Source organism: Variovorax sp. PEI5 (genome assembly GCF_056679935.1).
In genome coordinates this window covers 251,495-276,188 of the sequence record NZ_JBWXPH010000002.1, presented here as the reverse complement: position 1 = coordinate 276,188, position 24,694 = coordinate 251,495, and the positions used below count along the sequence as shown (strand labels likewise).

Genomic DNA, 24,694 nt, shown 5'->3' with positions numbered 1-24,694 from the left:
TTCGAACCCTCCCGTCCAGGGGGTACCGCCGTTTCCATGACCGTCTCGCCTCCCCCCATCGACGAGGACCGACTCGCCGAGCTGCAGCCCAGCCCGCTGCGGTTCCCGGTGGTGGGCCTCGGGGGCTCCGCCGGTGGCCTGCCGGCGCTGCTGAAGTTCTTCGAGCACATGCCGCCGGCGCCGCGCATGGCGTTCGTCGTCATCCTGCACCTGTCGCCCCATCACGAGAGCAACGCCGCGCACCTGCTGCAGCAGGTCACGCCGATGCCGGTGACGCAGGTGACCAGTTCGGTGCCGATCGAGATCGACCACGTCTATGTGATCGCGCCCGGCTCGGACCTGCTGATGAACGATGGCCACCTGCAGGTGATGCCCTGCGAGCGCAGCATCGGCCGCGCCGTCGCCATCGACGTCTTCTTCCGCACCCTGGCCCAGGTGCACCAGGAGAAGGCCGTCTGCGTCGTGCTGTCGGGCACCGGCAGCGACGGCGCCGTCGGCATCGCGCGGATCAAGGCCCAGGGCGGCGTCACGCTGGCGCAGCCACCGGCCGAGGCCGAGCATGGCGACATGCCGCGCGCGGCCATCGCCACCGGCATGGTCGACATCGTGCTGCCGGTCGCCGAGATGGGCCGGCGCCTGGTCGAGCTGCGGGAGAACGCCCAGCGCATCCGGCTGCCGGCGGCCGACGATGCGCCGGTGCCACCGCTGCCGCCGCGCGACCACGCGACGCCGGCGCCCTACCAGGAAAGCACCCTGCAGGACATCGTGGCCCTGCTGCGCGTCTACACGCGGCACGACTTCCGGCGCTACAAGCGCGGCACGGTGCTGCGCCGCATCGAGCGCCGGCTGCAGGTCAACCAGCTGCCCGACCTGGAGAGCTACCGCGAATTCCTGCGCGAGCATCCGCAGGAGGCGGCGCCGCTGCTGCAGGACATGCTGATCAGCGTGACCAGCTTCTTCCGCGACGCCGACGCCTTCGAACTGCTGGCGCGCGAGGCCGTGCCCGAACTGCTGCGCCGGCTGCCCGCCGACGAGCCGTTCCGGGTCTGGGACGCGGGCTGCGCCACCGGCGAGGAGACCTACTCGCTGGCGATGCTGCTGCGCGATGGCGCCGAGGCGCAGGGCCGGCGCCTCGACATGCAGGTCTTCGCCACCGACATCGACGACCGCGCGCTCACCGTGGCGCGCCGCGGCGTCTACCCGAGCGGCATCGCGGCCGACGTGCCGCCGTTGCGTCTGCGGCGCTATTTCACGCAGGAGCAGGACCAGTACCGCATCCAGGCCGCGTTGCGCGAGCAGATCCTGTTCGCCAACCACAACCTGCTGCACGACCCGCCGTTCTCGCGGCTCGACCTGATCTGCTGCCGCAACCTGCTGATCTACCTGGAGCCGAGCGCGCAGGTCGCCGTGCTGGAGATGTTCCACTACGCGATGAAGCCGGGCGGCTACCTGTTCCTGGGTGTCTCGGAATCGGTCGATGTCGCGGGCGCGCTGTTCGACACGGTGGACAAGAAGAACCGCATCTACCGCGCGCGGGGTCGCGCCACCTTCCGGGCGCGGCCCGCGCTGATCGCCCCGCAGCCCCTGGTGCTGCCGCCGGCGGCGCTGGTGGCCGACGATCCCGAACGCGCCGGCGACCAGCCGGCACGGCGCGAGGCCTGGCAGGGTCCCGCCGCGCAGATGCATCTGCGGGCGCTGCAGACCGTGGCGCCGGCGAGCGTGCTCATCGACGGCGGCCACGAGATCCTGCATCTCTCGCCCACCGCCGGGCGCTACATGAAGCACGCCGGTGGGGTGCCATCGAACAATTTGCTGCACAACGTCGATCCCGAACTCCGCCTGGAACTGGGCACGGCGCTGTTCCAGGCCGAACAGTCGCGCCAGCGCGTCGAGGCGCGGCTGCCGCGCGCGGCGGCCGACGGCGCCGCGGCCCCGCTGCGCCTGGTGATCCATCCCCTGCCGGCGAGCGGCACGACGCCGGCCCTGATGCTGGTGTGCTTCGAGGAAGGCGACGCGGCCGCGTCGGCGACCGGCGCCGCGCCGCACGCGGAGCCGCGCGAGTCGCTGCACCAGCACCTGCTGCAGCGGGCGGCGCAGGAGATCCGGCAGCTCAAGATCAACCTCCAGGACACGCTGGAGCGCTCGGCGCTGTCGACCGAGGAGCTCCGGGGCGCCAACGAGGAGCTGCAGGCCATCAACGAGGAACTGCGCTCGGCCACCGAGGAACTGGAGACCAGCAAGGAGGAGCTGCAGTCGATCAACGAGGAGCTGACCACGGTCAACCAGGAGTTGCGCATGAAGGTCGAGGAGCGCGGCCAGATCAACGACGACCTGCAGAACTTCATCACGGCATCGGAGATCGCGACCGTGTTCGTCGATGGCAACCTGCGCATCAAGCGCTTCACACCGCAGGCGCGCACCCTGTTCAACCTGATCGCCTCGGATGCCGGGCGGCCCTTGCTGGACATCACCCACCGCCTGCACTACGACGCCCTGGAACGCGACGCCCAGGCCGTCTTCGAGAGCCTGCGCCCGATCGAGCGCCGCGTGACGACCGACGACCAGCGCCACCTGCTGGCCCGCATCCTGCCCTACCGCACGGCGGGCGACCGCATCGAGGGCATCGTGCTCACCTTCATCGACATCACCAAGCTGCGCCTGACCGAGGAACGCATCCGGGCCCGCGAGGCGCAGGGCAGCGGCGCCTGGCCGCCGGCGCCGGAGCAGACCCCGCCACGCGCCTAGCGCGGCGGCTTCAGGCCGGCGGCGCGAGCGGCAGCTCGACCGTGAAGGTGGCGCCGGCCCCGGGGCCTGCGCTGCGCGCGCCGATGCGCCCGCCGTGCGCCCTGACGCTGGCCTGGGCGATCGCCAGCCCCAGGCCCAGGCCGCCATAGCGGGCCGTGACATCGCGGCTGCCCTGTTCGAAGACGCTGAAGATGCGCTCGGCGTCGCCGGGCTCGAAGCCGACGCCCGAATCGCTGACCTCCACCACCACGCGGTCGCCCTCGTCGCGCGTGCGCAGGTGGATGCGGCCCTGCCGGGGCGTGAACTTCGAGGCGTTCTTCAGCAGGTTCCAGAACACCTGCTGCAGCCGCCGGGCATCGCCCTCGACGTCGTGGCGCGTGGCCTCCAGCGCCACCTCCAGCCGTTGCTCGCGGGCTTCGATGTCCGACTGCGAGACCTCGATCGCACGCGCGATCGCCAGCCGCAGGTCGACCGGCTCGATGCTCAGTTCCAGCTTGCCGTGCATGATCCGCGTGACATCGAGCAGATCGTCGATCAGGTGCGCCTGCAGGCGCACGTTGCGCTCGATGACCCCGATGGTCTCCAGCGCCGACGGTGGCAGCCCCCGCGTCCGCGCGAGCAGCTGGGCGCCCAGCAGCACCGGATTCAGGGGCGTGCGCAGTTCGTGCGAGAGCACCGCCAGGAAGCGGTCCTTGGCCTTGCCGGCGGCTTCGGCCTGGTCGCGGGCGACCTCGGTCTCCCGCAGCGCCGCGCGCAGCTGCTCGCGCGCCTGTTCCATGGCGCGCCGGGCGTGCAGCTCGTCGGTCTGGTCGCGGAAGATCTTGACCAGGCCCAGGGCGGTGCCCGGCCCGTCGCGCATCGCCATCAGGGCGCCGGAGGCCCAGAAGCGGCTGCCGTCCTTGCGCAGGTGCCAGCGCTCGTTGGTCGCCCGGCCCTCGGCCAGCGCCGTCACGGCCTCGGCGCTCGGCACGCCGGCGGCCCGGTCCTCGGGCGTGAAGAGCGCATCGACGGCCAGGCCGATCGCCTCGTCGTGCGTGTAGCCCAGGAGCGCCTGCGCGCCGCTGTTCCAGCTCGTGATGCGGCGCTCCAGGTCGAGCGAGAAGATGGCGTAGTCGCGCGCGTTCTCGACGATCAGCCGCAGCCGGTCCTCGCTCTCGCCCAGCTGCTCCTGGGCCCGCCGGCGCTCGGTGATGTCCGAGACCACGCCGACGATGAACCGGCGGCCGTCGTGCAGCCGCCCGGGCGCGGAGGCCGCGAAGATCCAGTGGCGCACCGCGCCGGCGCGCGTCGTCATCTCGAGCTCGGCCTCCACCACCTCCGAGCGGCCGTCGAACAGCGCCCGCAGCCGCTCGCGCAGCCGCGCCGCCCCCGGCGCGTCGGCATGGTCGAGCCAGGCGTCGAAGGTCGGCAGCTCCGTGGCCGCGAAGCCGGTCGAGGCGCTCCAGGACTGGCTGACCTGCAGCACCCGGCCGTCCTCGGCCTGCATGATCACCGGCACCGGCGCGTCCTCGATGGCGCGGCGGAACTGTTCCTCGCTGGCGCGCAGGGCGGCCTCGAAGGCGCGACGGTCGGTGATGTCGACGAAGCTCAGCACCACCCCGGCGATGTGGTCGTCGACCGTCCGGTAGGGCAGCACCCGGGCCAGCAGCCAGCGGTCCTCCGCGCGCATCTCGCGGTCCACCGGCACCAGGCTGGCGAGCACCTCGCGGGCATCGGCGGCGAGTTCGGGGTAGTCCAGCCGCTGCTGCAGGTCCGAGATGGGCCGGCCGACGTCGCTGCCGATCAGGTTGAACAGCGGCGCGGCCGTGGGCGTGTAGCGCATGACGCGCAGCTCGCGGTCGAGGAACAGGGTGGCGATCTGCGTCGCGCTCATCAGGTTGTGCAGGTCGGAGTTGGCCTGCCCCAGTTCCTCGACCCGGTTCTTGAAGTCGGCGTTGAGCGTGGTGAGTTCCTCGTTGACGCTCTGCAGCTCCTCGCGTCCGGTCTCCAGCTCCTCGCCCGCGCTGTGGAGTTCCTCGTTCATGGCCTGCAGTTCCTCGTTGCTGGCCTTGAGCTCCTCCGTCGAGACCTCGTACTGCTCGACCGTCGCGCGCAGGCGCACGCTGGCGCGGGTGAGCTCCTGCTCGAGTTGCGCCACGATGATGCGGGTGTCGCCGTCGGGCGCCGCCGCGACGACCGCGGCGCCGTCGGCCGGCTTCGCCTCCCGCGCGTGGAACAGGACCAGGAAGTGGCCCGGGGCCAGATCGCCGGCCGGCACCACCCGCAGGTCCAACAGCACCGGCGCGCCGGCCAGCTCGAGCGCGCGGCCATGGACCTCGATCGGCTGGCCGCGCTCCTCGGCCGCCAGCAGCGCGGCGCGCAGGTCCACGCGCAGCGCCGGCTGCACCAGCCGCAGCAGGTTGCTGGTGATGCCGCCTTCGGGGAAGCGCAGGAAGCGGCTCGCGTTCTCCGACAGATGGACCAGGTCGTGGTCGGCGTCGATCAGCGCCGATGCCGGTCCCCAGCGGCCGAGCAGCCGGGCATGCAGCTCGGCCGTCGAGCACTGGCCCGGCGCGCCGGCGTCGCGCGCTGGCGCCGCCATCGCGAGGGACAGCGGTCGCGCCATCAGCGCCTGGCCGGGCAAGGAGGTCACGGCATGCTTCATGTGGTCGTGCTGCTGCAGCACCCGCCGCATGGCGTTCTCGTCGCGCGCGATGGCCACCGGCAGGCCCAGCCGCTCGACCGGCCGCTGCCGGTAGACGCGATGGCGCTTGTCGAGCGCCTCGAACAGCGTGTTGTCCTCGGGCACCGTCTCGGAGGCGCCCAGGAACAGCACGCCGGTCGGGTTGAGCGCGAAGTTGAAGATCTCGAAGCAGCGTCCCTGCGCCTCGCGCTTGAGATAGATGAGCAGGTTGCGGCACGACAGCAGGTCGATGCGCGAGAACGGCGCGTCCCGCAGCAGATCGTGCGTGGCGAACAGGACCATCTCGCGCACCTCGCGGCGCACCACGTAGCCGCCCGGCACCTTGGTGAAGAAGTTGCGCAGCCGCTCCTCGCTGACATCGGCGACGATAAATTCGGGATAGGTGCCGGCGCGGGCGACGCGGATGGCTTCGTCGTCGAGGTCGCAGGCGAAGACCTGCAGCCGGGGCGGCGCCTCGAGGCGGCGCGCGTGCTCGAGCAGCAGCATCGCCATCGAGTAGGCCTCCTCGCCGGTGGCGCAGGCCGCCACCCACAGGCGGAACACCTGGTCCTGCCGCTTGTCCGCCAGCAGCCGCGCGAGGCGCGGCTCCAGGGCATCGAAGGCCTCGCGGTCGCGAAAGAAGTTGGTCACGGAGATCAGCAGTTCCGCCACCAGCGCCGCCGCCTCGCCCGGCCGGGTGCGCAGCGCCTCCAGGTAGCCCTCCAGGTCCTCCACGCCGCACACCTGCATGCGCCGCGAGATGCGGCGCACCACCGTCGCGCGCTTGTAGGAGTTGAAATCGTGGCCGGTGCGCGAGCGCATGAAGTCCAGGATGTCGCGCAGCCGCTGGTCGCGCTCGTCGTCCGGCGCCGGGACGGCCCCGCGCGCGTCCTCCTCGGCGGGCAGCCGCAACCGCGTCGAGAGATCGAGGTAGCCGCGGATGCGGGCATCCATCTCGCCGACCCGCAGGACCCAGTCGACCAGGCCGGTCTCGATGGCCGCGCGCGGCATGGACGGGTTCTCGGCCTCGCCCGGGTCCTGGGCGATGGCGAGGCCGCCGCGTTCCTTGATCCGCTTGAGGCCACTGGCCCCGTCGCCATCGGCTCCGCTGAGCACGATGGCGACGGCGCGCGGGCCGTGCGTGTCGGCCAGCGAGCGGAAGAACAGGTCGACCGCGATGCGCCGGCCCGGCTCGGGGCGCAGGTCGGTCAGTCGCAGATGCCCGTCGATCATCGTCAGGTGCTTGCCCGGCGGGATCACGTAGACGTGATCGGCCTCCAGCCGGATGCCGTCGCGCGCGGCCTGGACCTTCAGGGACGTGGCGTGCTGCAGCAGTTCGGGCAGCACGCTGTGGTGGTCGGGCGCCAGGTGCAGGACCACCACGAACGCCATGCCCGAACCCGGCGCGGCGCCATCGAAGAACCGGCGCAGCGCCGGAATGCCGCCGGCCGAGCCCCCGAGTCCCACCACCGGCAGCGCGCGTGGCTTGCGCTCGGGCAGGACCGCCTCGCCAGTGGCGGCCGCGGCCTGCTCGGCGTCATCCGGCCCGACCAGGGGCAGGCCCTCGGCCGGGGCCCGCTCACGCGGCTCGTCGGAAAAATCGCTCGTCGTCATCTGCTCGTTCCCTCTCTCGTTGCGTCGCCGGGTCCATCTCCCGCTCGATCGTGGCATGCCGGCGGACGCCGGGCTCAGCGGCGTGGGGGCAGCTCCCGGAAGGCCTGGTCCAGCAGCCGCTCCAGCACCGCCAGGTCGATCGGCTTGATCAGGTGATGCCGGAAGCCGGCGGCCGAGCTGGCGGCCACGTCGGCCGGCGTCCCGTAGCCGCTCATGGCGATGGCGTACGGCGCGAAGCCGGCGCCGCGCAGGTGCCGCAGCAGATCCCAGCCATTGCCATCGGGCAGTCCGAGGTCGGACAGCAGCACCGGGCTCGGAGCGGCCGGGAACTCGCGCAGGGCCGTCGCCATGGAGCCGGCGGTACGGACGTCGTAGCCATCGTCGCGCAGCAGCTGCGCCAGCAGGCTGCGCGTGTCTTCGTTGTCCTCGACGAGGAACAGCCCGGCCCGGGCCGACGAGGCGTCTGGTGATGTGTTCATGGTCGATCCACTGGCGGTCGGTTGGCGGGCGCGGGTGCGCGTCGCATGTCCCTCCGGGCCGGCAAGCGTCGTGCCCACGGGCCAGAATCCGGCCATCGCGGTCCCGCTCACACTTCCCTCCCATGAACGCACTGCCCCTGCGCCTTCTCCCCGGCGACGACCTGCGCGCCACGCTCGAAACCCTGGCCCGGCGGGATTTCCCCGCCGGTGCCTTCCTGGTCTGCGGCATCGGCAGCCTGGGCGACGTGCGGCTGCGCCTGGCCGGCGCCGACAGGGCCACGCGCTATGCCGGCGACCACGAGATCCTCACCCTCTCGGGCAGCATCACGCCCCAGGGCGCCCACCTGCACATGAGCGTCGCCTCGGCCACCGGCGAGGTGCGCGGCGGCCACCTGGTCGCGGGCAACATCGTGCGCACCACGGCCGAGCTGCTGCTGGTCGGACTGCCGGGCTGGCGCCTGTCGCGCGCGCGCGATGACGCCACGGGCTATCCCGAACTGACCACGCGCGCGGCCGGAGTGCCCGGCGCGCCCGACGACGGCATCCGGCCGGACCCGCGACCGATCGCCTGAGGTCCCGGCGCCGCCGGCCCGCCGGCGGCCGCCAGGTTCAGGAGACGCCGGCGTGCGGCGCCGTGCTCGGCTGGCGCCCGGCTCCGAGCGCGAACAGCCGGTCGTCGGCGGCGCGCAGGCGGCGGCAGACCTCGCGCCCCATGTTCATCTGGATCAACGTGAACTGCGCGATGTCGCGCTGGAACAGTTCGAGCAGATCGTCCGGCCCGATCTCGAAGGCCCGGCAATCGGCGAGCGCGCGCACCGTCGCGCTGCGCGGCCGCAGGTCCATCAGCGCCATCTCGCCGAAGCAGTCGCCCGGCCCCAGTTCGCACAGCACGAGATCGACGCCCGCGGCCTGGCGCGCCACCGCGACGCGCCCGGCCTCGAGCACGAACATGCCGCTGGCGACATCGCCCTCGTGGAAGAAGGTCCGTCCGGCCGCCACCTCGTGGGCGCGCGCCCGGGCCACCAGGAAGTCGAGCGTCGACTCGTCGATGGCGCCGAAGATCGGCATGCCCTGCAGCAGCGCGACACGCCCGGGATGCATGGCATCTAGGCCCGGGCGCGCCGGCCACCGGCCGGAGCGGGGACGAAGGACGGGAGGACGGGAGTGGCCATGGTGGTCTCGACGTGCGGGGTGGTCGCCATGCTAAGGCCGGTCGACGGCGCCGATGGCCATCGCGGCATCGGTGGAAATCACGACAACCGGATTTCGGATCAGGTCGGACAATCGACAGCCCGCCGCCGCCGTGCCGGCCCTCCCGCCCCGACCCACGCCACCGTCCACGCCATGCCCCACGCCCTCGACCCCTCCGTCATCCAGGCCTTCACGCCCACGGGCGTGCTGCGCGCCTCCATCAACCTGGGCAATCCGATCCTCGCCCACCAGGACGCGGCCACCGCTGCCCCCGGCGGCGTGTCGGTCGACCTGGCGCGCGCCTTCGCCGGGCGCCTGGGCGTCGAGCTCGAACTGGTGGTGTTCGATGCCGCCGGCAGGTCGGTCGAGGCGGTGGCCGACGAGCGCGCCGACATCGGCTTCTTCGCCATCGATCCGGTGCGCGGCGCGCAGATCGCCTTCACCGCAGCCTATGTCCACATCGAGGGTGCCTACCTCGTGCGCGAGGCCTCGCCGCTGCGCGCCAACGACGAGGTCGACCGCGCCGGCACGCGCGTGGTCGTCGGCAAGGGCAGCGCCTACGACCTGTACCTGACGCGCGAGCTGAAGCGGGCGGAGATCGTGCGCGCGCCGACCTCGCCGACGGTGGTCGCGACCTTCCTGGAGCAGCGGATGGACGTCGCCGCCGGCGTCAAGCAGCAGCTCGAGGCCGACAGCGCGCGCACCCCCGGGCTGCGCCTGCTGCCCGGGCACTTCATGGTGATCCGCCAGGCGATGGGCGTGCCGAAGTCGCGCGGCGAAGCGGCCGCGCGGGTGCTGGGCGATTTCGTCGAGGAGATGAAGGCCAGCGGCTTCGTCGCCGAGGCGCTGCGCCGCCATGGCATCGAGGGCGCCTCGGTGGCGCCGGCCGCCACGCCCGGGGCCTGAAAGACCACCACCGCCGCGCCGGGCCCTCGAGTCGGCCGATAATCGCTCCGCCATGCCGACGACCTTCCGCCGCCTCGCCCTCCTGCACCGCTGGGTGCTGGCGTGGTTCATGCTCTCGCTGGGCGTCGCGGTGGCGGCGCCGCTGGCGCAGCCGCAGTCGCTGGAGCTGGTGTGCTCGAGCGCCGGCATGGTCAAGGTGGTGGTGCACGACGACGATGGCACCACGGAACCGGGCCGCATGGCGATGGACTGCGCGCTGTGCGCCGCCGTCGCGCCACCACCACCCGTCGCCGTGTTCCACCCGCCCCGGCCGTTGCCTCTGGCCCGCGCGGTGCAGCCGATCCCCTCGGCGCGCATCGCCGCCGCGACCCGCGCGCCATTGCCGGCGCGCGGGCCGCCCACCCTCTCCGCCTGAACCGATCCCTCCTCCCCGCCCCCGCTGCCCGGCCGATCCGCGCAACGGCGTGGCGGGCACCCGGTTTCACGACATCGCACGCCACGGTCCTCCGACCCGCATGACGCATGTCGACAGCGGTCGCCGCGACGGCATCCGCCGGAGAGTCCCATGTCAGTCTTCCATCCCAGCGCTCGTGCGCCCTCCACCGCCCTGCCCGCGCTCGCCGCCGGACTCGGCGCCCTGCTCGCGCCCGCCGGGCCGGCCCTCGCCCAGGAGCCGCGCTCGCTCGCGCCGGTGACGGTGGTCGCCCCGGCACTGCCGGCGCCGCAGCGCGCCGGCAGCCTGGCCACCGGCATCGCCGGCGCCACGCTCGACACGCCCTTCTCCGTCACCGACGTGCCGGCCGCCCTGGTGCGCGACCAGGCCGGCACCACGCTGCAGGACGCATTGCGCAACGTGCCCGGCGCCCAGGCCGATTCCGGCTTCAACGGCTCGCACACCCAGTTCTTCATCCTGCGCGGCGCCGTCGCGGACAGCGGCACCGGCTCCAACCGGGTGCTGCGCGATGGCGTGCGACTGTCGAACTATCCCTTCGTGCCGGCCTTCCTGGAGCGGGTCGAGGTGCTGCGCGGACCGGGCGCCGCGCTGGGCGTGCGCAGCGAGCCGGGCGGCACCGTCAACCTCGTCACGCGCCAGCCCCGGCTGGCGGATTTCGGCAGCATCACGCTGGGCGCCGGCAGCCAGGGGGCGCGCGAGACCACGATCGACCTCAATCGCGTGCTGTCGGCCGAGAACGAGCTCGCCGCCCGCCTCACCGCCACGCGCTCGGAGGCCAGCGAATGGCGCCAGGTGCCCGACCGGCTCGACGGCTTGCGCTTCGGCCTCGCCAAGAGCGACGGCGACCGCTACCACCTGCGCGCCACCATCGAGGCCACGAACCAGACCTACCGACCCGACTACGGCATCCCGGCGCTGGGCGGCCGGCCGGTGGACGTGCCGCGCGAGCGCCAGTTCGGCGAGCCCTTCGGCGACTCGACCACCGACAACCGCATCGTCGACCTGCATGGCGATGTCGCCCTCGACGGCGAGACCCGGCTGGCGCTCGATGCGACGCACCTGGAGGCCCGCTCGACCTCGATCAAGAACCTGCTCAACGGCAATCCGCTGGCCGGCCAGCCGGCGGGCACCTGGGCCCGGGTCTCGGCCTGGGAGCCCGACACCACGCGGCGCATCGACTCGGTCGCCGCCGCGCTCACCGGCGCGCGCCTCTGGGGCGGACTGCGGCACCAGTTCCACCTGGGCGTCGATCACTACCGCGAGGAACTGAACCAGCCGGCGCTGGGCGTGCCGGCGTCCACCAGCCCGCCCATCAATGTCTACGCGCCCCTGTACGGCCGCGTGACCGCGCCGGCCGCCGGCGCCGCGCTGCCGGTGTCGCTGACGACGCAGGACCTGCAGAGCACGGCCGCCTCGGCGCAGGACCGGCTGGACCTCGGCGACTGGTCGCTGGTGGGCGGCCTGCGTTTCACCCGGCAGCGCTTCCTCTATGGCGCGGCCGGCACGCTGCCGGTGGAGGAATCGCGCTGGTCGCCCAAGCTCGCCGTGCTGCGGCGCCTCGGCGAGAACGACACCGTCTATGCCAATGTCTCGACCGGGCTCTCGCCCAACCAGGTGTCGTCGTCCACCAACCGGTCGCTGCCCTCGCGCCGCGCGGCCCAGGCCGAGCTCGGCTGGAAGTCGCTCTGGCGCGAGGGCCGGCTGGTCAGCGACGTCGCGCTCTACCGGCTCGACCAGAAGAACATGATCGCGTCCGACCTGAGCACGCCACTCAACAACTTCGACTTCACCACCAGCGGCAGCGCCCGCTCCGACGGCCTGGAGGCCTCGCTGCGCGGCGACGTCACCGAGCGGCTGAACGTGGCGCTGAGCTATGCCTACACCGATGCCCGCTACCTCGACAACCCGGTCTATGGCGGGCGGCGCGTGCCCAACGTCGCGCGCCGGATGCTGACCCTGTGGGGCCAGTACGCCTGGAACGAGCGCTGGCGCACCGGCGCCGGGCTCTACGTGCAGGGCCGGCGCTTCGCCGACGAGGCCAACACCACGGTCCTGCCGGGCTACGCGCGCTTCGACATCGTCCAGAGCTGGCGCCTGGCGCTGCAAGGCGGCCAGTCGGTGGACGTGCAGCTGGCGCTGCGCAACCTGTTCGACCGCCACTACGTCGTCTCCAGCCACCTGCACGTGAGTCGCTGGATCACGCCCGGCCAGGGGCGCAATGTCGCGCTGTCGGCGACCTACCGGTTCTGAGGGGAGACATCGATCATGCGTACACGGTCAGTTCCACTTCCACGACGCCGCCGCCCGGCGCCATCGACCTCCATGGAGACCCGGCATCCGAGCCATGCGGGACGCGCGTCCGTCGCACGCGCCCTGGGCGCCGCGCTCGCCACGATCCTGGCGCCGGGCGCCTGGGCGCAGGCGCCCGCCACCGCGCCGACCCAGGACCCCACGATGACACTGGGCACGGTCAGCATCGAGGCCACGGCGACCGGACCGCTCGCCGCGCGCAATGTCTTCAGCTCGGTCGACATCCTGGGCGCCGCCGTGCTGCAGGACCAGCATGTCGACTACAGCTGGCAGCTGCTGTCGCGCGCGCCGGGCGTGCAGGTCACGCAGTTCGGGCAAGGCACCGATGCCGGCCGCTTCTCGTTCCGGGGCTTCAACGGCGAAGGCCGCGTGAACGCCGTCAAGCTGCTCATCGACGGCATCCCCGGCAACGACAACGCCGGCGGCATGCCCTTCCTGGATGCCGTGTTCCCATTGGAGATCGAGTCGATCGAGATCGTGCGGGGCACCAACGACCCCCGGTACGGGCTGAACAACATCGCCGGCAATGCCAACGTCATCACCCGCAGCGGCGGCAACGAGGGCCGCGCCAGCCTGACGCTGGGCAGCTTCGGCACCCGGGAGGCGCAGCTCGTCAAGGGCTTCGAGAGCGGCAATTGGAGCCAGAACTACGCGCTCGCCTGGCGCGACTCCGATGGCTGGCGCGACCACGCCGATGCCACCAAGCGCGCGCTGTCGGGCAAGTGGGCCTACACCACCGGCGACGGCCGCTGGCGCGTCGGCCTGAGCGCGCGCCACTATCGCAACGAAGCGCTGGAGTCGGGCTACCTCGGCTACGCCCAGGCGATCGCCGCGCCACGCAGCTCGCCGGCCTACGCGGCGGCCGACCGGGGCGAGCGCGAGACCAACCAGGTCGCCGCCTTCCTCGACGGCGAACTCGCGCCCGGGCTGTCGTGGTCGTCGAAGGTCTATGTCAACCGCTACGAGAACCGGCGCTTCGTGCGCTTCACCGCCGCCGGATCGCAGCAGGAGCGCTTCAACGACGAGCGCCAGCAGGGCGCGATCACGGCGCTGACCTGGCGCCCGCGCGTCGACTGGGCGCACGAGTTCACGCTCGAGGGCGGCCTCGACATCCAGCGGCAGCACAACATCGCCCAGCGCTATCGGACCGTGGAGCGCGTGCGCGGCACGGCCATCCGCGACTGGGACTTCGACCTCGACACCCGGGGCGCCTACCTGCAGGCGGTGATCCGGCCGGTGGAGGCGCTGAGGATCGTGCCGGCGCTGCGCGTCGACCGCATCGGCGGCGACTTCACCGATCGCCTCGCCAGGACCGCGTCGCCGGTCAACGACTACGGGACGATCCGGCAGCCGAAGATCAGCATCGCCTATGCGCTGGCGCCACAGGCGAGCATCTACGGCAACTGGGGCCGCACCTTCCAGATCGGCACCGGCATCGATGCCTATCGCACGCAGGCACGCGACCTCGGACCGTCGATCAACGACGGCTGGGAGGCCGGCGTGAAGTTCCAGCCGCTGCCCTGGCTCGATGCCCGGGTGGCGTACTGGGAGCAGCGCGCCTCGGGCGAGGTCGCGCGCGTGCTGGGCGTCGACGGCCTGCCCGATCCGGGCGGCCTGGGCAATGTCGGACGGACCCTGCGCAAGGGCCACGACCTGCAATTGCAGGCCCGAGCCAGCGCGCGGACGACGGCCTGGGCCGCGTACTCGCATCAGGTCGCCCGCATCACCGCGCCGGATCCCGGCGCCCCCGCGACCCTGGGCAAGGAGATCGAGAACGTGCCGCACTACCTGTGGTCGGCGGGTGTGGACTGGCGGCCGGACGACACCTGGAAGCTCTCCGCCTGGGCCAACGGGCAAGGCGCCTACTACGTCGAGCGCACCAACACGCTCGGCCGCTTCGGCCAGGCCACGCTGCTCAACATCGGCGCCACCTATCGCTGGTCGCCGACCCTCGACCTGCAGGTCCAGCTCAAGAACCTCGCCAACCGCAGGACGGTCTATGCGTGGTATGACAGCGGCTCCTCGGGCTTCTCTCCCGGCGACGGGCGCGCTCTCTACGCCAGCATCGGCTGGAAATTCCGATGACCCCGCTCGCACGTCCGGCCGACCGCTTCCACCGCGCGGTGTGGCGCTGGCATTTCTACGCCGGCCTGCTGGTGCTGCCGCTGCTGATCTGGCTGGCGCTGACCGGCGGACTGTTCGTCTTCAAGACCCGGATCGACGGCTACTTCCACCGCGACCTGCTGACCGTGCCATCGACACCGGCGGCCTCGGCGGCCAGGCAGGCGCCGGATGCCATCGTCGCCGCCGCGCTGGCCGCGCATCCGGGGACCTGGTTCAAGTACGTGCCGGCGGCGCGGGCCGATGCCTCGGTCGAGGTCGGCGTCGCCACGGCGGCCGGCGAACGGCTGTCGGTGTATGTCGATCCGCGCGACGCCCGCGTGCTGGGCCACCTCTCGGACCAGGGTTCGGTGGCCTGGACGATCCGCCGGCTGCACAGCCTGAAGATCCTCGGTCCGGTGGCGCGCGGCTTCATCGAGCTGGCCGCCGGCTGGGCGGTGCTGCTGGTGGCCACCGGCGTCTACCTGTGGTGGCCGCGCGGGCGTCGGGGCGGCGTGCTGAGCGTGCGGGGCCGGCCGCGCCAGCGCGTGTTCTGGCGCGATCTGCATGCCGTCACCGGGGTGCTGGTCGGCGCGGCGCTGGTGTTCCTGGCGCTCACGGGCCTGCCGTGGTCGGTGCTGTGGGGCGCGCAGGTCAATCGCTGGGCCAACGGATCGAACTTCGGCTACCCCGCCGGCGTGCGGGTGGAGCTGCCGATGTCGACGGCGCGCCTGGCCGACGACGCGCCGACCACCTGGTCGCTGGCGCAGGCACGCGTGCCGCGCTCGGCGCCACCCGCCGAACACGCCGGCCATGACGAGCATGCCGGGCACGCCGGGCACACCGGACTTCCCGCGATGACCGAGGCCGCCGGGGCACCCGCCGTGGCCTCGATCGATCTGGCCACCGCCATGGCCATCGTCGAGCGCCTGGGCATCGCGGCGGGCTACACCCTGACGCCACCCCGGGGACCGACCGGGGTCTACACCGCCTCGGTCTACCCGGACGACCTGGCGCGTCAGCGCGTGATCCACCTCGACCGGTACAGCGGCCGGCCGCTGCTCGACATGCGTCATGCCGACTACGGCCCGCTGGGACGCTGGCTGGAATGGGGCATCAACGTGCACCTGGGCCAGGAATTCGGCGTGCCCAACCAGATCGTGCTGGTGGCGGCCTGCCTGGGGCTGGTGCTGCTGTGCGTGAGCGGCGCGGTGATGTGGTGGAAGCGCCGCCCGACCGGCGCCCTGGGCGTGCCGCCGCCGCCGGTGGAGCGGCGCACCCTGTGGGTGGTCACGGCGCTGCTGGCCGTGGGCGGGCTGGTCTTTCCGCTGGTGGGGGTCTCGCTGCTGGTGATGCTGGTGATCGACCGCTGGCTGTTCCCGCCCGGCCGGGGGCCCTGGCTCCGCCCGCGAGCCGACTAAGCTGGCGGCGCCACGGCGCGCGCCGGGCTCCGGCGTGATCCGCACCGGCGTCCTCTACGAGTTCGACGTCGACACCTTCAAGGAGATGCTGGAGGTCCACACGCTGGGCACCTGGCTGTGCCTGGAGCACGAGATCGGCGCCATGGAGCGCCAGGGCAGAGTCGCCACCATCTTCAACATCGCCTCCAACACCGGCCTGCACCTGAGCCGTCCCGACACCGGCGCCCATGCGGCCTGGAGGGCGGCCGTGGCGGTCCTGCCGCTCACCACCGCGCTGGAGGCGATCGGCAGCGGCATCCGCACCCACTGCGTCAGTCCGGGCCCGGTCGACACGCCGATGTGTCCTGTCGGCCCGGCGAGGACCGGGCGCGGCGCGACGCGCGGCCGTCCTCAGGTGTCGTCCCGCGCCATCGAGGCCGCCAGGTCGTCCCGGCCACGCGCGCGCAGGACCTCGGTCGCGCCGGCGCGGTCGCGCGGCTCCCGGTTCTGGCTCAGCTTGGCCTTGCCGACCAGCGAGGTGACGGCGACCTCGATGCCGACGATGTGGCGCAGCATGTCGTCGATGAACTCGGGCGCCGAGTCACCCATCTTCCAGGGCACCGGTTCGCCCGCCTCGTGGCGCCGCGTCAGCCGGGCCACCACGCCGCGCACGAAGCGCTCGTCGTCGCGCACCGTCAGCACGCCGTGCGCGTGCACCACCTCGTAGTTCCAGGTCGGCACCTGTCGGTGCGTCTCGGCCTTGCTCGGATACCAGTTGGGCGAGATGTAGCCTTCCACGCCCCGGAACACGACCAGCACCGGCGTGCCCGTCGGGCAGCGTCGCCAGAGCGGATTGGCGCGCGCCACGTGGGCCCACAGCACGCCGTGCGGGCCGGCATCGGGATCGAACTCGAACGGCAGGTGGTCGGCATCCAGCCCCCCCGCCTGCGTGACCAGCATGCCCAGCGGATGCTCGCGGATCACGCGGTGCAGCGCTTCGGGCCGTTCCTCGAGGAAGTGGGGCGGGATGTACATCGTGGAGCGATTGTCAGTTCAAGACGCCGCCCCTGACCTCGACCGCCGGTGGATCGGCCAGGTGGCCGACCATCTGGTGCAGGTCGACCTCGATGGCGCGCGTGATGGCCTGCATCGGCACGTCGTGCAGCCGGCCCTCGAACGGATCCTCCAGGTCGATGCCGACCTGGTCCAGCGCCAGGAACATGAAGCCCACCAGCGCCGAGCCGAGCGGCGTGAACCAGCCCAGGTCGTACACCATGCCCAACGGCAGCAGCAGGCAGAAGACCCGCACGAAGATGCGCGGGAACTGGCTGTACTGGCGCGCCAATGGCGTGTTCTTGATGCGTTCGAGTCCGCCCTGCGCGCTGGCCAGCGCCGACAGGCTGGCATTCAGCGCCGCCAGGCTGATCGGGTCGACATGGCCGGCCCGGCGCGCCTGGCCCAGCCGGTCGGCGATGTCGGCCTGCAATGCCAGCGGCACGTTGGCGGCATCGCGCACGCGCTCGATGGTCTCGGGCGGCAGCAGGCGGCGCAGGTCGTCCCACGGCGAGGCCCGCAGCAGGTGCAGGCGCAGCGCCTGGGTGTAGGCGACCTGGTGCTTGGTCAGGTGGATCTGCAGCGTGGTGTCGCCGGTCATCGCGATCAGGCCCCGCACGAAGCTGCGCGAATCGTTGACGATCTGGCCCCACAGCATGCGTCCCTCCCACCAGCGCGCATAGGCCGCGTTGTTGCGCAGGGTGACGACCAGCGCCACGGCCGTGCCCACCAGCGGCAGTGGCAGGTTGTCCAGGCCGAGCCGCGTCCAGCCCTCGACCGCGTAGAGATAGGTGACGCCGATGTCGTAGATCAGCAGGACGAACAAGGGCGGGCCGACGGCGGCCAGCACGCGCCGCAGGTTCAGGCTGCGCTGGACGATCATTCGATGTCGATGCCCGGCACGTCCTCGTCGCCGCGCAGCGGCCGCAGCTGCCCGGTCACCTCGTCGACCGCGCGCACGTCGCCCGATTCGATGTCGTAGACCCAGCCATGCAGGGTCAGCTGCTGGGTCGCCAGCCGCGCTGCCACGGCCGGATGGGTGCGCAGGTGGCCCAGCTGGGTGCGCACGTTCTGCACCACCAGCGCGGCCAGGCGGTCCGGGCCCTGCAGGTCGGGCAGGGTCGCCTCGACGACGCTGCGCGCGGCCTCGGCGTTGCGCAGCCAGGACTTCACGGTCGGCATCTTCTGCAGCACCGGATCGCTCGGGTTGAGCAGGGCCTTCATGGCGCCGCAGTCCGAATGGCCGCAGACCACGACGTCGGTCACCTCCAAGGCGGTGCACGCGTACTCGACCACCGCCGAGACGCCCCCCATCATCTCGCCATAGGCCGGCACCACGTTGCCGATGTTGCGGCACAGGAACAGCTCGCCGGGATCGGTCTGGGTCATGAGCTCGGGCACCACGCGGCTGTCGGCGCAGCAGATGAAGAGCGTCTTGGGCTGCTGCTGGTTGGCCAGCTGCTGGAACAGCTCGCGGTTCTCCTCGAACTGCTTGCTGCGGAAATTCTCGACGCCATCGATCAGGCGCGAGAAGGGTTTGAAGGGGGCGGGGCTCATCGATGCTCGCGGTGGTTGTGCGACGGCGGGATGCCGGGTCGCGGGAGGCAGCATTCTCCGCGCCGCCGCGTCCGCATGTCTGTCAGTCGATCCTGAAGCCGGCTGTGAGCGAGGCCGTCGAGCCCGCCCTGCCCGTCGCTGTGGCCGTGGCCCCTCAGAGATCGAAGTTCGTCGGCATCATGACGACGTCGCGGATCGTCATGCCGCGCGGCCGGGTCAGCATGAAGCGCACCACCTCGGCCACCTCGGCGGGTTCCAGCAGGCTGCCCGCCGCCTTGGCCTCGGCCAGCTTGTCCGCCGGCCAGTCGGCCAGCAGCGCGCTGCTCACCGGGCCGGGCGAGATCGAGCCGACGCGCAGGCCGTGCTTGAACACCTGGCGCCGCACGGTCTGCACGAAGCAGTGGATCGCCCACTTCGACGACGCATAGACCGGCTCCCACGGCGTCGGGTAGTGCGCCGCCAGCGAGCTGGTGACGATCACGTCGCCGCTCCCGCGCTCGATCATGTGCGGCAGCACGTCGTGCACGTTCTTCATGACGACATTGACATTGAGGTTCAGCATCCGGTCGATCTCGTGCGTGTCGGCATCCACCAGATCGCCACCCACGTAGGTGCCGGCGTTGGCATGCAGGATGTCGATGCGACCGGTCTGCGCCAGCACGCGCGGCACCAGCGTCGCGCACTCGCGCGGATCGAGCAGGTCGACCACCAGCGGCATGGCGGCCGCGCCGAGGCGCTCGCGCAGGGCCTGCAGCGCGGCCTCGTTGCGATCGACCAGCACCACCCGGGCGCCGCCGGCCAGCAGCATCTCGGCGCTCGCCAGTCCGATGCCCGACGCCGCGCCGGTGACGACGGCGACCTTGTCGTTGAATTCCTGGGCCATGTGTTCCTGTCTCCATCTCTGAGGGGGCGCGCGACGCGCGCGCCCGGCGGAGCCCCCGACGCCGGGTCGGCTCCCGGCTCGCAAGATAGCGGAGTCCGGCGCCGATGCCGATACCGAAACGCGGGGCGCCGATACTCCGCGCGGGCCCACGCCCCCGGGCCATCCCTAGGAGAGGTCGAGCGAGGAGCGGCCCGGGACCAGGCGTCGCAGGCCCGGGCTCGGGCTCGGCACGCTCGCGAGGTGCGAGCGCGTCGCCTTGGGCACCTCGCGCTGGTACTCGAACGAGGACAGGTTCTTCCTGGCCAGTTCGGTGATGACGGGCAGGCGGCGCTCGATCTGTCGCTCGATGCCGGCCACCTCGCCGATTAACAGGCGCATCTGCGCGATCAGTCTGCCACGGTCGAGCAGGTCGGCGCCCGTGAGCAGCAGGCGGTCGTCCAGCGAGAAGTGCTTCAGCAGCCCCTCCATCTTTCCCTTGTAGCCGAACAACAGCACCGGCACCCCCATCCCGAGCGCGGCGATGGCCAGATGCATCCGTCCCGTCGCCACGCCGTCGAGGCAGCCGGCCACCGCCTTGAGTTCGGCCGCATTCATCGGCTCCGACGCGCGATGGACATAGGCGCCGCAGCCCCGCGCCCGCAGATGCGCCTCGATCCGGTCGAGGCAATTGAAATCGGCCGAGACACCGCGGAAATCGTGTTCCAGCAGCAGCACGCTGACGCCCTCGGATTCGATGATCTCCTGCACGGCGGCGCTGAATTCGGCGATCAGTGCCGGCAGCCGCGCCTGCCGTTGCTCCAGGTCCACCAGCATCGGATGGATGTTGAATCCGATGACCTGGTGGCGGTGCTTGCGCTGGGCGGCGATCCAGGTCGCGAGCGGCCGCACCTTCTCGTGCAGCAGCGATTCGGGCTTGAGGAGGAATGCGATGTCGGCCGTCAATTCCGCCGGGACGCCCGTGAAATCGATGAAGCGGTTCTGCGAAATGGGATCGCGCGAATTGAAGGTCAATTTCGGACTCATCTTCGGGAACATCGCCGCCAGCAGCGCAGAGGGGTGCTGGCTCCAGCTGAAGCCATTGACCAGGCTCTGCACGCCGCTGCGCGCCAGCAGATCCGTCAGGGCCAGCAGCCGCGCCGAGAACACCGGGTCGTAGCTGCCGTCGATCACGTCCGCGCCGAGCGTGATGCAGTGCGTGATCTTGAGCGCCAGGATCCGCTTGAGCGCGTGATCGAGCGACAGGCCCTGCTCCAGCGCCCGGCAGGGTTGCGCCCCGAGCCGGCGCGCCAGCGCGTCGGCCCCGGCACCGGCCGTGACGATGACGAATTCCGGATCGATGAACATGTCGCGGCAGGCCGCGATCAGCGTGGTCAGCATCGCCTCGTCGCCGCGCGAGGCCGTCAGCAGCAACGGATCGCAGGGAATCAGCACCACGCGCATCCGCGTCAGCCGCGACGACAACGGCCGGCAGCGACCGGCCACGCGGAGCCATTCGCGTTGAAGCGTTCCGAACCGATGGGCGGTCCACACGGTCTTGGCTCCCGAAAGCCTCCAGATCCAGCGCACGGCATTCATGACCGGCTGATATTGCATTGCTATTTCCCCTGGGCTATGAGTTGATCGGATATTTAGAATCGACAACTTATTATTTCAATCAAAATCATTTAGAGCATCAGACTTTAATTGAAAAATTCGCCTTTGAAGAAATGAAAACTCCTTTAAAACATTAATTTGACAAAACAAATCATTGAATACTTTTTTATCAAAATCGGAATTTTATATTCACAGAGTTCAAACTAGCGTATTCATTGGCATTCCATTTCTAGGCGGTGCGTCACACCACGAAATTTGAATACCAATGAATACAGGACGCCAAAAGCGCACGACGGGCGTCCCGGAGTCGCGGGTGTCTGGTGCCAGCACGGACCGCGTGGCCGACGCCGGCACTGAGCGCCGGCCGGCCAGCGGCGCTCAGGCGTCGCCGAGCCGCCGCAACTCGGGCGAGACGCCGCCCCAGGCCACGCCGCAGCGCGACACCGCGCGGGGCGGCGCCGGATCCAGCAGCGCCAGCGCCCGGCGCGCGCCCGCCGCGACGCTGTCGATCAATGGCAGGGCCGATCCGCCCTGCAGCCGTGCCGCCAGGCCGGCCAGGCCGGCGCCGCCGACGATGACCGCGCGCACCCCATCGACGGTCGCGGCGCGGGCGCAGGCCTGGGCCAGCACGCGCTCGGCCATCGGCGGATCGGCCGCCAGTTCGGCGCCGGTCGGAGCCACGATCTCGATCGCCGCCAGCGCGTCGCCGTGGCCCAGCGCATGGGCCAGCCGCCGCAGCATCGGGTCCCACGCGATGCCGCCGGTGACGATGGCGAAGCGGCCGTGGCGCGCGGCCTCCAGGAACGCCGCCTCGGCCAGCCCGACCACCGGCACCGTGGCGCACTGGCGCAATGCCAGCAGGCCCGGGTCGCCGAAGCAGCCCAGCAGCACGGCCCCGGGCGGCTCGGCCGGTGGCCGCACGGCAGCGGCCCAGGCATCCAGCGCGCCATGGCCGGCGACGGCATAGCTCGCCTCGCAGGCGATGTAGGGCGCGCCCAGCCGGGCCGTGACCACGTCGACGCGGGCGCGCGCGCCACAGGCGGCCTGCACATGGGTCGCCAGCAGGGCACTGACGGTGCCGGAAGTGTTGGGATTGACGACGAGCAGGCGGGGCATGGCGGGCGGGTGGAACGGGGCGATGTCAGGAGCCGGCGCCGAACAGCCGGCCCAGGTCGGGCGCGGGCGCCGTGGCGGATGTGAAGCACAGCTGCGATTCCAGCCGGGCCAGGTGCTCGTCCATGCGGCGCGCGGCCTCGGCGGCATCGCGCAGTCGCAGGGCGTCGATCAATGCGCGGTGGTCGTGGCAGCCGCAGGCCGAGGCGGCATCGGGCCCGGCCAGCGGATCGGGCCCGTAGGTCATGAGCACCAGGGTCGTGCGCGAGACCAGCTGGCGCAGGATGCGACCGAGCGTCAGGTGGCACGCGCCCTGCGACAGCCGGATGTGGAAGTCGCCGGCCAGCCGGATGGCGCGCCGCGCGTCACCCCGCCGGCGCGCCTGCTCCTCGGCCACGACGCCATGGCGCAGCTCGTCCAGGTCGGCGGCGCTGGCGCGCTCGACGAACAAGGCCGCCAGGGTGGGCTCGATCAGGCGACGCGCCTCGAAGACCTCGCGCGCCTCCTGCGCGGTCGGCCGCGTGATGGTCGCGCGCCGGTGCGGGGTCAGCGTCACCAGGTGCTCGCCGGCCAGCCGCGCCAGCACCGGGCGGATGCGCGTGCGCGAGACGCCGAAGGCGCCCGCGAGCTGCTCCTCGACCAGCGGCGTGCCCGGCGGCAGGCGCCGATCGAGCACCGCCGACAGGATGCGTTCGTAGATCGCCTCGTCGCCCGGCGGCACCGGTGCGAACGGCGCTCCCGGCACCGGGCCGGCGACCGCGGCCGGGTCCGCGCCGTCGGGTCTGGACGCGGGGCCCCGCGGCGCCATCATCGGTGCGCGCGCCGCGCCTCAGATCGCGGCGGCCCGCGCGCGGCGGCGCAGCACCAGGGCCGCGCCCAGCGCCAGGCCGATGGCGCACAGCGACAGCAGCGTGGTCACCGTGCCGAGCGCGTAGATGGACGGCGTCGTCACGGTCGAGGTCAGGCCCTGCAGTTCCAGCGGCAGCGTGTTGACGTCGCCGATGGCCTGCGAGGTGCGCGCGATCTCGTCCCAGCTGAGCGTGAAGCCGAACATGCCCACGCCCACCAGCGACGGTCCGATCAATGGCAGCACCACATGGCGCAGCGTCTGCCAGGGCGTGGCGCCGAGGTCGCGGGCGGCTTCCTCGTAGGCCGGATTGAAGCGGTTGAAGACGGCGAACATGATCAGCATGCCGAAGGGCAGCGTCCAGCTCAGGTGCGCGCCCAGGGCCGAGCTGTAGAGCCCGGTGAGCGTCGTGAAGGACTCGCGCGCCGCGGTCCAGCCGAAGGCATCGAGCGCCGCGCCGACCGCGCCGTCGAGCAGCCGGAACTGCAATGCGATGCCCAGCGACACGACGATCGACGGCATGATCAGGCTGGCCACCGAGGTGTAGAACAGCGCCTGGCCGCCCCGCAGGCCCTTGCGGAAGGCCAGGCCGGCGAGCAGCGACAGCAGCACCGTCAGCACCATCACCACCACCCCCAGACCCAGCGAGCGACGCACCGCCGCGCCGATGTCGACCGTGCCCAGGCCGTTCCAGAGCTCGCGATACCAGTGCAGCGAGACGCCGCGCATCGGAAAGGTCAGCCCGCCCTCGGGGCCCTGGAAGCTCAGCGCGAAGATGGTCAGTACCGGCCCGTAGAGGAACAGCAGGTAGAGCGCGCAGACCAGCGCCAGCGGCCAGAAGCCACGCGTGCGGGAGCGGGAGGAGCGAGAGGAGGACGCCATCTCACAGCTCCTTTCTGAGGTCGACCAGGCGGTTGAGCGCGACGATGAACAGCATCACCACGCCCAGCAGCACCACCGCGTTGGCGGCGGCCAGGGGGAACTGCAGGTAGGAGGTCTGGACCTGGATGATCTTGCCGACCGAGGCGATCTGCTGGCCACCCATCACGCCCACCGTCACGAAATCGCCCATCACCAGCGTGACGACGAAGATCGAGCCGATCAGGATGCCGGTGCGGCACAGCGGCACGATCACCTGCCACACGGTCTGCCAGGCCGAGGCCCCGCAGTCGTCGGCCGCCTCGATCAGCGAGCGGTCGATCTTCATCATCGAGTTGAAGATCGGCACCAGCATGAAGGTGGTGTTGAGGTGCACGAAGGCCAGCACCACGGAGAAGTCGGAGTACAGCAGCCAGTCGAGCGGTGCCCGCGTCACGCCGAGCGACTGCAGCGTGTCGTTGACCCAGCCGTTGCGCCCGAGCAGGGGCATCCAGGAGATCATGCGGATCACGTTGGAGGTCCAGAACGGGATCGTCATGAGCGTGAAGATCACCGTCTGCGCCGCCAGGCCGGGCACGTGGAAGGCGACGAAGTAGGCGATCGTGAAGCCCAGCACCAGCGTGATGGCCCACACCAGCACGCCGAACTTCAATGTCGACAGGTAGGTCTTGAAGGTCACGCACAGGTCGCCCGACTCAGCGTCGAACGGGCAGCCGCGCAGGATCGTCGCGTAGTTCTCCAGCGTGAAGCCCGGCTGCAGCGTGTACTCGTTCTGCGGCCAGACGCTGACCACGCCCACCAGCAGCACCGGCAACACGAAGAAGACCAGGAACACCCATCCCATCGGCGTGGCCTGCAGCCACGCCGGAAGCGCTCCGGCGCGAGGACTTTTCATGGCGGGCGCTTCA

Annotated in this window: 19 protein-coding genes and 1 pseudogene; 8 read left to right on the top strand and 12 right to left on the bottom strand. The window is 71.5% G+C overall.

The window, feature by feature from the left end:
• Positions 1 to 36 precede the first annotated feature (36 nt).
• On the top strand, positions 37 to 2,745 hold the full coding sequence (locus AC1MLT_RS17730; protein ID WP_481035396.1) for a CheR family methyltransferase: 2,709 nt from the start codon (positions 37 to 39) through the stop codon (positions 2,743 to 2,745).
• Positions 2,746 to 2,755: 10 nt separating this feature from the next.
• Here the strand turns inward: AC1MLT_RS17730 and AC1MLT_RS17725 are convergent, their stop codons facing one another.
• Together AC1MLT_RS17725 and AC1MLT_RS17720 are read right to left on the bottom strand one after the other, a co-directional pair.
• Entirely contained in the window at positions 2,756 to 7,021 is a 4,266-nt protein-coding gene (locus AC1MLT_RS17725; RefSeq protein ID WP_481035395.1) for a chemotaxis protein CheB, read from the bottom strand.
• Between the two features lie 74 nt (positions 7,022 to 7,095).
• Entirely contained in the window at positions 7,096 to 7,500 is a 405-nt protein-coding gene (locus AC1MLT_RS17720; RefSeq protein ID WP_481035394.1) for a response regulator, read from the bottom strand.
• Positions 7,501 to 7,622: 122 nt separating this feature from the next.
• Here AC1MLT_RS17720 and AC1MLT_RS17715 point away from each other — a divergent pair, with 122 nt between their 5' ends.
• Entirely contained in the window at positions 7,623 to 8,072 is a 450-nt protein-coding gene (locus tag AC1MLT_RS17715; protein WP_481035393.1) for a PPC domain-containing DNA-binding protein, read from the top strand.
• Positions 8,073 to 8,109: 37 nt separating this feature from the next.
• Here the strand turns inward: AC1MLT_RS17715 and AC1MLT_RS17710 are convergent, their stop codons facing one another.
• Positions 8,110 to 8,601, bottom strand: coding sequence for a Crp/Fnr family transcriptional regulator (locus tag AC1MLT_RS17710; RefSeq protein WP_481035391.1), 492 nt, complete (start codon positions 8,599 to 8,601; stop codon positions 8,110 to 8,112).
• A gap of 243 nt (positions 8,602 to 8,844) precedes the next feature.
• On the opposite strand from AC1MLT_RS17710, the gene AC1MLT_RS17705 reads away from it, so the two are divergent.
• The 6 genes and pseudogenes from AC1MLT_RS17705 to AC1MLT_RS17680 all read left to right on the top strand — a co-directional run.
• The gene (locus AC1MLT_RS17705; RefSeq protein WP_481035390.1) at positions 8,845 to 9,597 is read left to right on the top strand and encodes an ABC transporter substrate-binding protein; all 753 of its coding nucleotides are present in this window, start codon (positions 8,845 to 8,847) and stop codon (positions 9,595 to 9,597) included.
• Positions 9,598 to 9,649: 52 nt separating this feature from the next.
• A complete protein-coding gene (locus tag AC1MLT_RS17700) occupies positions 9,650 to 10,012 on the top strand; it encodes a DUF2946 family protein (RefSeq protein ID WP_481035389.1) in 363 nt (120 codons plus the stop codon).
• A gap of 150 nt (positions 10,013 to 10,162) precedes the next feature.
• Entirely contained in the window at positions 10,163 to 12,301 is a 2,139-nt protein-coding gene (locus AC1MLT_RS17695; protein ID WP_481035387.1) for a TonB-dependent receptor, read from the top strand.
• A gap of 204 nt (positions 12,302 to 12,505) precedes the next feature.
• Positions 12,506 to 14,446 carry a TonB-dependent receptor gene (locus tag AC1MLT_RS17690; protein ID WP_481035843.1) on the top strand — a complete coding sequence of 647 codons (1,941 nt, stop codon included), beginning with the start codon at positions 12,506 to 12,508 and terminating at the stop codon, positions 14,444 to 14,446.
• The gene (locus AC1MLT_RS17685) at positions 14,443 to 15,882 is read left to right on the top strand and encodes a PepSY-associated TM helix domain-containing protein (protein ID WP_481035385.1); all 1,440 of its coding nucleotides are present in this window, start codon (positions 14,443 to 14,445) and stop codon (positions 15,880 to 15,882) included. The genes AC1MLT_RS17690 and AC1MLT_RS17685 overlap by 4 nt, the downstream gene beginning before the upstream one ends.
• Positions 15,883 to 15,967: 85 nt before the next feature.
• Positions 15,968 to 16,165: pseudogene (locus AC1MLT_RS17680) on the top strand (hypothetical protein); the annotation flags it as partial.
• Positions 16,166 to 16,272: 107 nt separating this feature from the next.
• Here AC1MLT_RS17680 and AC1MLT_RS17675 read toward each other — a convergent pair.
• The 9 genes from AC1MLT_RS17675 to AC1MLT_RS17635 form a co-directional block, all read right to left on the bottom strand.
• Positions 16,273 to 16,896 carry an FMN-binding negative transcriptional regulator gene (locus AC1MLT_RS17675; RefSeq protein ID WP_481035384.1) on the bottom strand — a complete coding sequence of 208 codons (624 nt, stop codon included), beginning with the start codon at positions 16,894 to 16,896 and terminating at the stop codon, positions 16,273 to 16,275.
• Positions 16,897 to 16,909: 13 nt separating this feature from the next.
• Positions 16,910 to 17,797, bottom strand: a complete 888-nt coding sequence (locus AC1MLT_RS17670; RefSeq protein ID WP_481035383.1) for a bestrophin family protein — start codon at positions 17,795 to 17,797, stop codon at positions 16,910 to 16,912.
• Entirely contained in the window at positions 17,794 to 18,522 is a 729-nt protein-coding gene (locus AC1MLT_RS17665) for a carbonic anhydrase (protein WP_481035842.1), read from the bottom strand. Before AC1MLT_RS17665 ends, AC1MLT_RS17670 begins: the two co-directional genes overlap by 4 nt.
• A 103-nt stretch (positions 18,523 to 18,625) precedes the next feature.
• The gene (locus tag AC1MLT_RS17660) at positions 18,626 to 19,354 is read right to left on the bottom strand and encodes an SDR family oxidoreductase (protein ID WP_481035382.1); all 729 of its coding nucleotides are present in this window, start codon (positions 19,352 to 19,354) and stop codon (positions 18,626 to 18,628) included.
• Positions 19,355 to 19,519: 165 nt separating this feature from the next.
• Positions 19,520 to 20,836: a polysaccharide pyruvyl transferase family protein gene (locus AC1MLT_RS17655; RefSeq protein WP_481035381.1), complete on the bottom strand. Its 1,317-nt coding sequence runs from the start codon at positions 20,834 to 20,836 to the stop codon at positions 19,520 to 19,522.
• A 489-nt stretch (positions 20,837 to 21,325) separates the two neighbouring features.
• Positions 21,326 to 22,063, bottom strand: coding sequence for an aspartate/glutamate racemase family protein (locus AC1MLT_RS17650; protein WP_481035379.1), 738 nt, complete (start codon positions 22,061 to 22,063; stop codon positions 21,326 to 21,328).
• Between the two features lie 25 nt (positions 22,064 to 22,088).
• A complete protein-coding gene (locus tag AC1MLT_RS17645; RefSeq protein ID WP_481035377.1) occupies positions 22,089 to 22,871 on the bottom strand; it encodes a GntR family transcriptional regulator in 783 nt (260 codons plus the stop codon).
• Between the two features lie 18 nt (positions 22,872 to 22,889).
• On the bottom strand, positions 22,890 to 23,789 hold the full coding sequence (locus AC1MLT_RS17640; RefSeq protein ID WP_481035376.1) for an ABC transporter permease: 900 nt from the start codon (positions 23,787 to 23,789) through the stop codon (positions 22,890 to 22,892).
• Between the two features lies 1 nt (position 23,790).
• Positions 23,791 to 24,681, bottom strand: a complete 891-nt coding sequence (locus AC1MLT_RS17635) for an ABC transporter permease (protein ID WP_481035375.1) — start codon at positions 24,679 to 24,681, stop codon at positions 23,791 to 23,793.
• Positions 24,682 to 24,694 lie beyond the last annotated feature (13 nt).